This window comes from Streptosporangium roseum DSM 43021 (genome assembly GCF_000024865.1).
Lineage (GTDB): Bacteria > Actinomycetota > Actinomycetes > Streptosporangiales > Streptosporangiaceae > Streptosporangium > Streptosporangium roseum.
Genome location: NC_013595.1, coordinates 8,423,330 through 8,435,389, shown reverse-complemented (window position 1 = coordinate 8,435,389; position 12,060 = coordinate 8,423,330). Strand labels below are relative to the sequence as shown.

At 71.2% G+C, this 12,060-nt stretch carries 11 protein-coding genes; 3 read left to right on the top strand and 8 right to left on the bottom strand.

What is annotated here, in order from left to right; all coding sequences use genetic code 11:
* Positions 1-38 precede the first annotated feature (38 nt).
* The 5 genes from SROS_RS36870 to SROS_RS36850 all read right to left on the bottom strand — a co-directional run bounded on the left by SROS_RS36870 (position 39) and on the right by SROS_RS36850 (position 4,366).
* Positions 39-731, bottom strand: coding sequence for a GntR family transcriptional regulator (locus tag SROS_RS36870; RefSeq protein ID WP_012894045.1), 693 nt, complete (start codon positions 729-731; stop codon positions 39-41).
* A gap of 82 nt (positions 732-813) precedes the next feature.
* Entirely contained in the window at positions 814-1,584 is a 771-nt protein-coding gene (locus tag SROS_RS36865) for an acetoacetate decarboxylase family protein (RefSeq protein WP_012894044.1), read from the bottom strand.
* A gap of 49 nt (positions 1,585-1,633) precedes the next feature.
* Positions 1,634-2,383, bottom strand: coding sequence for an amino acid ABC transporter ATP-binding protein (locus tag SROS_RS36860; protein WP_012894043.1), 750 nt, complete (start codon positions 2,381-2,383; stop codon positions 1,634-1,636).
* Positions 2,384-2,387: 4 nt separating this feature from the next.
* Positions 2,388-3,491, bottom strand: coding sequence for an amino acid ABC transporter permease (locus SROS_RS36855; RefSeq protein ID WP_012894042.1), 1,104 nt, complete (start codon positions 3,489-3,491; stop codon positions 2,388-2,390).
* A gap of 2 nt (positions 3,492-3,493) precedes the next feature.
* Complete coding sequence (locus tag SROS_RS36850) at positions 3,494-4,366, bottom strand: ABC transporter substrate-binding protein (protein WP_012894041.1); 873 nt, start codon at positions 4,364-4,366, stop codon at positions 3,494-3,496.
* A gap of 233 nt (positions 4,367-4,599) precedes the next feature.
* Between SROS_RS36850 and SROS_RS36845 the strand changes: the two genes are divergently transcribed.
* The gene (locus tag SROS_RS36845) at positions 4,600-5,130 is read left to right on the top strand and encodes a GNAT family N-acetyltransferase (RefSeq protein ID WP_012894040.1); all 531 of its coding nucleotides are present in this window, start codon (positions 4,600-4,602) and stop codon (positions 5,128-5,130) included.
* A 108-nt stretch (positions 5,131-5,238) separates the two neighbouring features.
* On the top strand, positions 5,239-6,330 hold the full coding sequence (locus tag SROS_RS36840) for a winged helix DNA-binding domain-containing protein (protein WP_012894039.1): 1,092 nt from the start codon (positions 5,239-5,241) through the stop codon (positions 6,328-6,330).
* A gap of 32 nt (positions 6,331-6,362) precedes the next feature.
* On the opposite strand, the gene SROS_RS36835 is transcribed toward SROS_RS36840, so the two are convergent.
* On the bottom strand, positions 6,363-7,295 hold the full coding sequence (locus tag SROS_RS36835) for a D-alanyl-D-alanine carboxypeptidase family protein (RefSeq protein WP_245564417.1): 933 nt from the start codon (positions 7,293-7,295) through the stop codon (positions 6,363-6,365).
* Positions 7,296-7,451: 156 nt separating this feature from the next.
* Positions 7,452-7,985, bottom strand: a complete 534-nt coding sequence (locus SROS_RS36830; protein WP_012894037.1) for a DedA family protein — start codon at positions 7,983-7,985, stop codon at positions 7,452-7,454.
* 149 nt (positions 7,986-8,134) lie between these two features.
* On the opposite strand from SROS_RS36830, the gene SROS_RS50275 reads away from it, so the two are divergent.
* Positions 8,135-8,656: a hypothetical protein gene (locus SROS_RS50275; protein WP_012894036.1), complete on the top strand. Its 522-nt coding sequence runs from the start codon at positions 8,135-8,137 to the stop codon at positions 8,654-8,656.
* On the opposite strand, the gene SROS_RS36820 is transcribed toward SROS_RS50275, so the two are convergent.
* On the bottom strand, positions 8,646-12,029 hold the full coding sequence (locus SROS_RS36820; protein WP_245564416.1) for an ATP-binding protein: 3,384 nt from the start codon (positions 12,027-12,029) through the stop codon (positions 8,646-8,648). The genes SROS_RS50275 and SROS_RS36820 overlap by 11 nt on opposite strands.
* Positions 12,030-12,060 lie beyond the last annotated feature (31 nt).

Sequence of the window (12,060 nt, the reverse complement as noted above, 5' to 3'; positions counted from 1 at the left end):
TCTCCTTCACGGCGCCCGGTCGGGGAGACGTCGAGCGCCTACAGTCCGTAGTTGGTGAGAATGTCGACGATCTGCTGAGAGTCGTGCAGCACGTGCTCGCGGATGTGCCTTCCGGCGGACTCCGCGTCCCCTCCCGCGATCGCCGCGGCCAGCGGCCGATGGTCGACGCCGGTCCAGTCCGGGGTCTCCACCACCTTCGAGCAGAAGTACCACTGCCGCAGGGCGAGGTTGAAGTGGATCTCGGCCGTGGTGGTGAGGTAGTCGTTGCGGGTCATCCGGTAGATGCCGTGGTGGAACGCCGCGTCGAGGTCGATGCACTGCTGCAGGTCGTCGGTCTCGAACTGCCGCTCCGCGATCGCGACCAGCTGCTCCTTCTCCGCCTTCGACCCCCGGCCGCACGCCAGTTCGGCGGCGAGCCCCTCCAGCTGGAGCCTCAGCTCCATGACGGACCGCGAATCCTTCAGCGCGATGTCGGTGGCGAACGTGCCGCTGCGGGGGTAGATCACGATCAGCTTCTCGAATTCGAGCCGCCGGATCGCCTCACGCACGGGGGACGTCCCGACACCGAGGCTGGAGCGGAGCTCCGGCTCGCTGAGCCGCTCGCCGGGCATGATCTCGACCCGCACCAGACGCGACCGCAACGTGGCGCACGCGGACTCGCTCAGCAGGTGCGGAGCCGACGGTTCGCCGGCGCCCGTCCTCGCGTTGTCGGCGACGTAGGCAGAACACACTTTTGCACGACCTCTCTGCGCGTGGCTCCGCCCGTCCGGCCCGCGAACGCCACCGCATGCACAAACTCTCAGCGGGTATCGATCAGAGCGGGCGGGCCTCGCCTGGGCCTGCCAGCAGGTCGTCGATCACGGTGGAGATGCCGTTCTCGACGGTGCACGCGTAGTCGCCGACGGAGTACTCGCCGCCCAGGACCTCGACGACCTTGAGCTCCACGCCGTTGACCGAGAGCCCCGAGCCCAGCTCGACGTCGGCGGGCCCGAAGGACTTCCGCTTGAGCGTGAAGTCCTTCGAGGTGTCCCGGGAGACGATCTCGAAGGTCGTGAAACCGGGCCCGTTGGCCTGGGGAAGCGCGTGGACCTGCAGGTGGGGGTACATCGTCATGTCTGCCCAGGACTCGTTCGAGTGGCCGGCGGCGGGGGTCATCGAGATCCCGAAGATCAGCTTACCGGCTCTCCTCACCGTGCCGGAGACGCCGCTCTCGCCGTCCGTGAGCTCGATCTCCCCGTAGTGCTTGGGGTAGCCCCAGACCTCGCGGCCGAAGGCCACGCTCCACGGCTGGTCCTCGTACTCGAAGTAGTAGTTGACGCCGACGTGGTCCTTGTACCGGACCGGGATCACCACGCCGGAGTCGTAGAAGGCGCCCGGCGTCGCGTTGCCGAAGTCGGCGATCTGCACGACGAACCGGTCGTCGGCCAGCTCGAACGGGGTCGGCTCCAGCAGCGCCTCGAGGTTGGCGACATCGCCCCGGCAGTACACCGACAGGCTCCGCAGGTCCTCGCACCAGTACGGCCGGTCCCCGCTCGGATAGCCGAGGTAGGTGAAGAAGTTCTTGACGTCGTAGTTCTGCTTCATGGTCAGTTTTCCCGTGGTTGTGATTCGGTCTCGCGGCCTGCCGGAACGGTCAGTCCCGGCCGGCCTCGTGGATCTTGCGGAGAAACGTCCTGAGTTCCGGAGCGCGGGGCGCGCCGAAGATCTCTTCTGGCGGTCCCTGCTCCAGGATCGAGCCCTTGTGCAGGAAGCAGATCTTGGAGGAGATCTCGCGGGCGAAGGGCATCTCGTGCGTCGTCATCATCATCGTGATGCCGTCGCCCGCCAGCTCGCGGACCAGGTTGAGCACCTCGATCACCAGCTCGGGGTCCAGAGCCGAGGTGATCTCGTCCAGCAGCAGCACCTGCGGCCGCATCAGCATGGCGCGGGCGATGGCCACCCGCTGCTGCTGCCCGCCGGAAAGCTGGTCAGGGTAGGCGCCGACCTTGTCCTTCAGCCCCACCCGTTCGAGCATGACGCGGGCGTCGGCCTCGGCCTGGTCCCTGGTCGCCACCCCCGCGCGCACCGGGGTGAGCGTGCAGTTCTTCAGCACCGTCATGTGCGGGAACAGGTTGAAGCTCTGGAAGACGATCCCGACCCGGCGGCGGAGCCTGACGAGGTCGACCCCCTCCCCGGAGACGACGTCCCCGTTCAGGGAGATCCGGCCGCCCTGGATCGTCTCCAGCCCGTTGACGCAGCGCAGGAGCGTCGACTTGCCCGATCCCGACGCCCCGATGAGGGTCACGACCTCGTGCCGGTCGACGGCCAGGTCCACCCGGTCGAGGACCGTGTGGTCGCCGTACTTCTTCGTGACCTGGTCGAGCTCCACGAATGCGGTCGACATCGGCTCAGACCCCCTTCTTCCTCGTGCTCGACCGTGCGAGCAGGTAGTCGACGAGACGGGTCTGCGGGATCGTGATGAGGACGAACAGGAAGCACACGGCCGTCACCGCGGAGAGGTTGAAGTCGTTGGCCGAGTAGATCTTCGCCTGGCTGAAGGCGTCGATGATGCCGACGACGATCACGAGTGCGGTGTCCTTCTGCAGCCCGATGAACGTGCTCAGCATCGGCGCCGCGATGTTCCGCGACATCTGCGGCAGGATCACGAACCTGAGGACGTCGGGCTGGGACAGGCCCATGGAGAGCGCCGCGGAGGTCTGGCTCTTGTTGATGGACTCGATGCCCGCGCGGTAGAGCTCGGCGTTGTAGGCGCTGTAGGTCAGCGACAGCGCCACGACCGCGTAGAGGATCGGGTCGCCCTCGCTGAGGATCGGCACCTCGGTGAGCGGGAGCCCGAAGCACACGAGGTAGATCAGCACCACGGACGGGATGCCGCGGAAGACGTCGATGTAGGCGATGCAGAGCGCCCGTACGGGCCAGAACCCCTTGCCGGGCAGCAGCCTGCCGATGGCGAGGAGGAGCCCGAACACCATCGCGAGGATCTGCGCGCCGATGGCGATCTCCACGTTGATCAGCAGCGCCTTGCCGATGTCCGCGGCGCTCTTGACCATGAACTCGCCGTTGAGGAACGTCTTCTGCACGGCGCCGTCGTTGGTGAAGACGAGCAGGCCGGCCAGCGAGACGATCGCGATGAAGCCGGTCAGTCCCAGCGAGGCGATCGACGCGTTCCTCGACCGCGCGGCGGCCACGCGTGCCGCGACGTACCGGCCGGCCGCCCATTCCTGGTCCGACAGGCTGCTGCCGCGGTAGGCGGCCAGCAGCGGGCCGCCCACGATCACCGCCGGCAGCACGATCCCGAGGACGATGCGGAGCGGTTGCCCCGCGGGCAGGGCCGCGCCGGCGAACGCGTAGCACACCACGACGGTGAGCAGGGCCAGGACCGCCGCGCCGCTGAGGTATCCGCGCGTGCTCAGGGGGCGGGCGGGCTCGGAGGCGTTGTCGCCGGGGGCGAGCCCGTCCGTCATCCTCGTGCCGGATGCCTGGACGTTCATGATCAGGCCGCCCAGTCAGGGAGCTTGCCGGGGTCCCCGCCGAGGATCGGGTTGAGCCACTTGTCCATGATCGCGTCCAGGGTGCCGTCCTTCTTCATGTCGGCGAGGATCCGGTCCACGACCTGGACGTTCGCCGAACCCTTGGGGAAGAGGGCGGCGACGTCGCCGCCGACGGGGTAGGCGCCGACCACCTTGAGCTTGCCGCCGGAGTTGGCCGCCCGCGGCATCACGGTGGCCGTGTCGTTCAGGGCGGCGTCGATCTGACCGGCGAGGACGGCGTTGAAGAGGTCGTCGTTGGAGCTGAACACCCGGAAATCCTTGGGCTTCAGGGTCTCCTGGACGTATTTGAGCTGCACCGAGCCGGCGAGCACGCCGACGGTGGCATCCTTGATCGTCGAGGCCGCGAGGCTCGATCCGGACTTGACCAGCACGCCGGTCCCGTAGGTGTTGTACGGGGTGGAGAAGTCGACGACCTTGCGGCGTTCCGGGGTGTCGTAGATGTCCCAGACCGCGAAGTCGAAGTTGGAGGACTTGGCGGTGACGAGCGCCTCGAACGAGGCGTTGACCAGATTGATCTTCTTCAGGCCCGCGCGATTGGCGATCTCGGCGTCGAGGCAGTACATGTAGCCGCCGTCCACGCTCTCCAGGGTGTTGCCCCGGTAGCCGGCCGGGAACGGCAGCGAGGCCGCCACGGTGAGCACGCCTTCCTTCATCGTGCTCAGCTTGTGGGTGGGCGGGTTCTCGGTGACCTCGCACTCTCCGAAGGACGATCCGCCCTGCGCGGTCGCGGTGGTCTCCTGGCCGCCGCAGCCGGCGAGCGCAACGAGCCCCGCAGTCAGTGCGACGGCGCTGCTGATCTTTAGTGGCCTCTTCACGCTTCACCTTCCTCTGGTTGGTCTCCGGCGGCGCCGGAACGGTCCGCACTGCGCCTCGGCACTTTGAAATTCCACTGATATTTCAGTGATGTGTGCGTTACCTTACACAGCTGTTGGGGCTTTGGCTAGAGATGGGCGAAATGCCCCGTTGGGGGAGGTGGGCCGATGTGTGCGGCCTCTGGTGGGGTGCCAGACTTGCGCATTCCGTCGGTTCCGGTCAGGGAGGATCTCGCGTGACCCGCGTAACGCTGCGCCCCGTGCTCGAAGAGGATCTGACGATCTTCGAGGAGGAGTTCTACGGTCCGGAGGGGGTGGGCCCCTACCAGTGGTTCGGCCACCGCGCCCCGGGCAGGGAGCGGCGCGCGTTCGCCGAGACGGGCCTGCTGCGCGACGACGGCGGCACGCTGACCGTCTGCTCCGGCGGGGAGGTGACCGGGCGCGTCGAGTGGTTCAAGGCATCCTGGGGGCGGCCGCTCACCTCGTGGTGCTGGGAGATCGCCATCGGCCTGCGGCCGAGCTTCCAGGGACGCGGCATCGGGACCGAGGCGCAGCGGCAGCTCGCCGCCTACCTGTTCGAGCACACCCGGGCCCATCGCGTCCAGGCCTTCACCGACATCGAGAACCGCGGCGAGCAGCGCGCGCTGGAGAAGGCCGGGTTCCAGCGGGAAGGGGTCATCCGCGAGGCCCAGTGGCGCGGCGGGCGCTGGCACGACCAGGTCCTCTACTCGCTGCTCCGTCCCGGCGCCGGCCGTACCGAGCCGTAGCCGGGCGACCGCCGGCGGTCGCCCGCGCCGGACGGGACCCGGCGTCACGGTCGATCCGCTCGCCCGTACCTGCCAATGGTTGTCAGGTACGGATGCCAGCATGAACGCATGGAAACCCTCACGACGCGACGCCTCAACCGCGCGACGCTGGCCCGTCAGATGCTCCTCGCACGTGACAGAACCGACGTCGTCACGGCGGTGGAACGGCTCGGCGGCATGCAGGCGCAGGAGGCCAGGCATCCGTTCACCGGCCTGTGGACACGCCTGGAGGGGTTCCGCCGCGAGGACATGCACCGGGCGCTGCACGACCGCCTCCTCGTACGCGGCACGATGATGCGCGCCACGCTGCACCTGATGAGCGCGGCCGACTACGCGGCGTTCCGCCTGACGCTGGGCCCCGCGCTCGCCCCGGCGGCGACCGGCCGCGGCGACCTGTTCGCCGGAGTGGACCTCGACAGGCTGCTGCCCGTGGCCCACGCGCTCCTCCGGGAACGGCCCCGCGACTTCACCATGCTGCGCGACCTGCTCCAGGCGGAGTTCCCCGAGGCCGGCGACCGCGGGCTCGGCTACGCCGTACGGACACAGCTGCCACTGGTCATGGTGCCCACCGAGGACCGGTGGGCGTTCCCCCGGACGGCGGACTTCGCGCCGGCGGACGTCTGGCTGGGCGTGGAACTGTCACGGAAGCCGGTCGAGGAGCTGGTGCTGCGCTACCTGGCGGCCTTCGGCCCCGCCTCCGCCGCCGACGCGCAGACCTGGTCCGGGATCAAGGGGCTGCGCGCCGTGCTGGACGGCCTCCGCCCGGGGCTGCGCGTCTTCCGCGACGAGCGGGGCCGCGAGCTGTTCGACCTTCCCGACGCCCCGCGCCCGGACGAGGACGTCCCGGCCCCCGCGCGGTTCCTGCCCGACTTCGACAACCTGGTGCTCGCGCATGCCGACCGCACCCGGCTGGTGGCCGAGGAGCATCGCGGGCGTCTCACCACCAAAAACCTCCGCGTGCGGGCCACGTTCCTCTGGGACGGATCGGTGTGCGGCACCTGGCAGGTGGAGCGCAGACGCGACACTGCGGTCCTGCGGATGACCCCTTTCGAGCCCCTGCCCGGCGACGCCGTCTCCGGCCTGACCGAGGAGGCCGGCGCCCTGCTGCGCTTCGCGGAGCCGGACGCCGCGACCATGGACGTCCGGATCGAGCGCCCCTGACGACCCCGGGGCGCCCCGCGCCGTACGGCCCGCTAGAGGTCCTCGGTGATGTCGGCCTCGCTCGCCACCTGGTCGCCGGCCCAGTCCAGCAGCCGGCCGGCGGTCTGGAAGCGCCGGTCGGCCCGGGTGTCGCCGAGGATGACACCGATGAGCCGGTGGCCGTCGCGGTCGGCGGCGAACGACAGGCAGTAGCCGGCGGCGCGGGTGTAGCCGGTCTTGACGCCCAGGGCGCCGGGCGCCTCGCCGAGCAGCTTGTTGGTGTTGGTCCAGACGTGGGCCCGGTGCACCTTCGACTTGCGCACGACGTAGCGCCTGGTGGAGGCGATGGTCCGCAGCACCGGGTCGCGGAGCACGACGTCGGCCAGCCTGGCCTGGTCCTGGGCGGTGGAGTAGCCGGGACTCGGCTTGGGCAGCCCGTCGGAGTTGCCGTAGCGGGTGCCGGTCAGGCCCAGGGAGCGGGCGGCGGCGTTCATCTTGGCCACGAACCTGCTCTCGCCCGGACCGTAGACGCGGGCCAGCGCGTGGGTGGCGTCCGCCCCCGAGGGGAGCATCGCCCCGTAGAGCAACTCCCTGACGGTCAGGCGCTCACCGGCGCGGAGCGCGGCGGCGGTCGCGTCGTTCGTCGCCGCGTGCCGGACGTCTCCGGCGTTGACCGTGACGATGTCGTTCAGCCCGGCCTCCCGCAGCACTACATAGGCCGTCATGACCTTCGTCAGGCTGGCCACCGGCATCCGGCGGGTGGCCTGCTTGCTGAGATGGACCGTTCCCGTACCGGGGTCGAACAGGTAGGCGGCCCGCGCGGGCACCGCCGGAACGGCCCGATGGGCGGCGGGCCGGACGAACTGCTGGGCGGCCGGCTGGACGAGCTGCCGGGTGCCCCGCTCGGCGTGGGCGGGCGTGGCGAGCCCGGTGACCAGAGTGGCCAGAGTGGCGCAGACGATGAGGCGGATTCCCCCGGTTTGCATGGGAGCCATGGTGACAGAGGTGACCGTCAATATGTGGATCTTGGCATTTTGGCTATCGAAACGTTGACATCCGCGCCGGATGACGAAGATCGGGTGGAAACCATCCTTGCCGGGCTCGCTCGATGCCGGCCGGCGCGCGGAGCCTCGCGGCGGGGCTCACACCTTGGTGAGCTCCTCCTCCGCGCGCTGTGAGGCGCGGCGGCGGCGGCGCCGGTGGACGACGGCGGCGACCAGGGCGACCGCCGCCACGGCGGCCACGCCCGCCAGGAGCGGCGACTCGGCGGCCAGCCGCAGCCAGCCCCAGATCACCGAGTAGAGGCCGAAGGACGTCACCGGCACCCAGGTCAGGCAGCCGAGCGCGCTGGCCACGGCGTACCAGGGGTAGGAGATCCGCAGGACCCCCGCCACCCAGGGCAGCGTGTGCCGCAGGCCGGGCACCCAGAAGCAGCCGTAGACGGCGAGCGCGCCCCACCTCCTGACGGCGTTCTCGACCTTGAGGATGTTCTTGTCGCCGACCTTCCGGCCCAGGCGGGAGGCGTAGAGCTTGGGGCCGACCTTGTAACCGACCCAGTAGTAGACCTGGAACGCGCCGAAGAGGCCGATCCCGCCCAGGACCACCCAGAGCCAGAGCGGCATGCCCAGGAAGGAGAGGGAGTTGGGATCGGTGATGTCCGCCGCGAGAAGCCGCATCCGACCATCCCTCCTTCTCTCCGCTGTCCGCATCCGATATTAGGGCAGGCTTACCTGAATAAACACTGCGGCATCCCTGCAAGCGGACATCAAGCAGAGATCAACCATCCCGGCATACACCTGTGAGTGACGAAAGAGAGGTGTCTGTCATGAGTCCGCGGAGCAGTGTGGCGCCGGTGGTGGCGAGTGGGACCGCAAGCGTCGTGAAGCTGCTGGTGGCCACGTTGGCCTTCACTGGAGCCTATGCGGGAGTGGAGACCTCTCGGGGCGCCTCCGCCCAGGCTCCGGCGAGCGCGGCGGCGCAGGCGCAGCCGGTGACCCTGTCGTCGAAGTCGATGCCGGCCACCACGGTGGAGGCCCCGGCCGCCGGCACGATCGCCGTCAGCGCCCTCACCGTGTCCCGGCCGTGCCACAGGCCCTACCTGATCCAGAGCGTGGTCGACAACCCCCGGCCCGACAGCGCCGTCTCGTACGGCTGGCGCCTGCAGCGCTGGAGCACCGCCACCCGGACCTGGCGGACCTACCTCACCAGCCACTCCGGCTTCGCCGGCCGGAGCCAGACCGCCGAGTGGCAGCCGAGCGTGGTCGACAACCCCGGCTGGTACCGCGCGGAGCTGTCCGTGTCGGGTGGCACCCGGCTGCGCAGCGCGAAGTTCCTCGTCAGCTGCTGAGCGATCGCTGCGCCGCCTCGACCCAGCGCGTCACGCCGACCCGCTGGGCCACCGCGAGAGCCTTGTCGTAGTGCGGCTTCACCGCGTCGGTGAAGCCCAGCCGGAGGGCCAGGTCCCCGAGGGTCAGCGCGACCGGCCACAGCGCCACCACGCCGGTGCCCGCCCCCGCGATCCGCTCGGCGAACGGCTTCAGGGTGTCGTAGGCCTCGACCATCCGCTCCCGGTCGTCCAGCAGCATGCCCGCCAGGGCCCGCCAGATCATCGCCAGTTCGTAGAGGAAGTCGGGGCGGACCGGGGTCTTGACCGCGATGACCGCCCGCGCGTCACGCATGTGCCCGGCCGAGGCCAGGGCCACCGCGTAGGCGTCGAGGGTCCACTTGGCTCCGCGCTGGTGGGCCTCGGCCAGGGGCTCGACCATGTCGGCGGCCCGGCCGTTGACCAGGTGCAGGCAGAACGTGGTGATGAGCGGCAGGTCCTGACGGCCCTCCAGCATGCCGGCCCGCGCCGTCAGCCGGGCGGCGTCGCGGTAGGCGCGCTCCGCGCCGGGGAAGTCACCGGCGATCATCAGGCGCTGCCCGGCGTACCAGGCGCCGACCGCCGCCGGCGCGGGCAGGCCGTACTGCCTGGCGAGGCGCTCGGCGGCGGCCACGTGCGCGTCGGCGTCGGCGAACGCGCCCGAGGCGGCCGCGCACTCCATCAGCACGAGATGGGCCAGGGCCTGGACCGAGACCTGGCCGGTCGTCTTGCCCACCTCCAGCAGCTCCCGGCCGATGACCTCGCGCTCGCCGACCGGGGTGATGCCGTAGGACTGGCGCAGCCGGCCGCTCAGCGCGGTCGCCAGCAGCGCGGGGTCACCGCTCCGCCGGGCCAGCTCCTCGGCCTCCAGCGAGGCCTGCTCGCCCCGGGGGGTGGCGGAGCCCTCCAGCTCCAGCGCGAGCGTGGCCAGCAGGCTCGCCCGTAGCGCCTGCTCGCCGGAGGGCAGCTCCACCAGCGCCTTCTCGGCGACGTCGACGATCTCCCACGCGGTGCGGGTGAAGTCGCGCGCCATGCCCTTGTGCGGCACGGCCAGGGAGGCCGCCACCCGGGCGGTGAGCTCCAGGTTGCCCAGCGGCAGGGCCGCGTCCATCGCCTCGCGCCGCCGCACGCGGGCCGCGGCCATGTCGCCGCAGAGCGCCAGTGCCTTGATCAGGCTCAGGGTCAGCAGCAGGCGTTCCCTGGTGCTGTCGGGGGTGTCGGTGACGCCCGACCGGTCGAAGGCGGCGATGGCCTGCTCCCGCAGCGAGGCGGCCTCGCGGTGGGCGAACCGGCGCTCGGCCTGCTCGGCGGCCAGCCCGGCGTAGTGCACCGCCTTGATGGCCGTCTCGGCGGTGCCCGCCGCGTCGTAGTGGTGGGCGAGCGCGGCCACGTCGCCGGGGTTCCTGCGCTCGATCACCGCGGCCACCGAGGCGTGCAGCCGGGAGCGGCGCAGCCGGGAGGCGTCGGAGTAGAGGGTGTCGCGGACCAGGTCGTGGTCGAAACGGAGCATGCCGGGGCCCGGCTCGGTGACCAGCCCGGCGAGCAGTGCCGCCTCCACCGCGTCGACCACGGCGTCCTCGTCGCCCGTCACGTCGACCAGCACGTCGACGTCGACGTCGCGGCCGATCACCGCCGCCTGCAGCAGGATCTGCTGGGCCGCAGCGGGCAGCCGCGAGATCCGCCGCCGCAGCACGTCGCGGACGCCGGAGGGCACCCCGGAGATCACCTCGGCGGCCGTCGCGCGGTCGCTCACGGCCTCGGCGTCGAGCAGGCGCACGGTCTCCCGGACGAAGAACGGATTGCCCGCGGTCCGCTCGACGATGCTGTTGACCGCGTCCTCGTCCACCTCGCGCACGCAGGTCGCCCGGACCAGCTCGGCCACCGCCTTGGGATCCAGGCCGGCCAGGCCCACCCGGACCGGCCCCAACCGGGCCAGGGCGGCCAGCACGTCGGCCTGCTGGTCGCTCAGCTCGCTGTCACGGCAGGTCACCACCAGCAGCACCCGGCTGGTGGCCAGCAGGCTCGGCAGCGCGCGCAGCAGCGCCAGGGTCTGGTCGTCGGCCCAGTGCAGATCCTCCAGCGTCAGCAGGATCGGGGTGTCCTTGGCGACGGCCGCCAGATAGCCGCCCACCGCCCGGTGCAGCCGGAAGCCGCCGGAGACCTGGTCGTCGTCGGGCGCGGGGGCCGCGTCGTCCAGCAGCGGGGCGAGCAGCGGGGCGTACTCCCCGGGCCCGGCCGCGTTCACCAGGGTGCGCAGGATCTCCACCCACGCCCAGCCGGGAGGGGTGGCGCTGCTGTCGGGGCAGGCGCCGGAGGAGGTGCCCCAGCCGTCGTCGGAGAGGCGTTTGGTGAGCTGGCGGACCAGCGTGGTCTTACCCGCGCCCGCGTCGCCGCTGATCAACGCGACGGTGAAGCGGCCCGTCCGGGCCGCCGCCGTGGTCAGCCGGTTGAGCTCGGCGTCCCGGCCGACGAACGGCTCGGGCTCCAGCGGCGGCAGCTCCACCGGCGCCGCGGTGGGCCGGGGCGGCCAGGTGTCGGCGGGCGCCGGAGGACGCTGACGGCCCGTCGACGAGACGGCGAGCTGCAGGCCGGGATCCTGGGCCAGGATGTCGGACTCCAGCTTGCGCAGCGCCGGGCCCGGGTCGATGCCCAGCTCGTCGGCGAGGATCATGCGGGCCTTGCGCAGCGCGGCCAGCGCGTCGCCCTGCCGTCCGCACCGGTAGAGGCCGAGGGCGAGCAGCCGCCAGCCCTCCTCGCGGAGCGGGTGCTCGGTGGTCAGCGCCTCCAGGTCGGGCACCGCCTCGGAGGCCATGCCCAGGCGCAGGCCGCTGTCGGCGTGCCGCTCACGGGCCACCAGGCGCAGCTCGGCCAGCCGGTTGACCTCGGCCTCGGCCCACGGCTGGTCGGCGAAGTCGGAGTAGGGGGTGCCGCGCCACAGCCCCAGGGCCTTCCCCAGGCGGAGCCGCGCCGAGGAGGGGTCGTCGCCCTCCAGATGCTCTCCGGCGCTGCGGACCAGCGCCTCGAAGCGCAGGGCGTCCACCTGGTCGGGGGCGATCCGCAGCGCGTAGCCGGAGGCGACCGTCACCAGCAGCCGGTTGGGGCCCCCGCGCGGACGGCCGGGTTCGAGGACCCGGCGCAGGCGGGAGATGTAGACCTGCAGGCCCGACTGCGCCCCCTTGGCGGCGTCGTCGTCCCACAGGTCGTAGAGGAGAGAGTCGACGGGCACGACCTGCCCGCGTGCCACCAGCAACCGGGCGAGGACAGCACGCTGCCGCAACCCGCCTAGGTCGAGCTCGTCCTTATCGGAATGCGCCTCGACCGGACCGAGAACCCGGAACGCCACCATGTCAGCCGCCACGCTATGCGGGCCTTCGAATCGCGCACAAGGT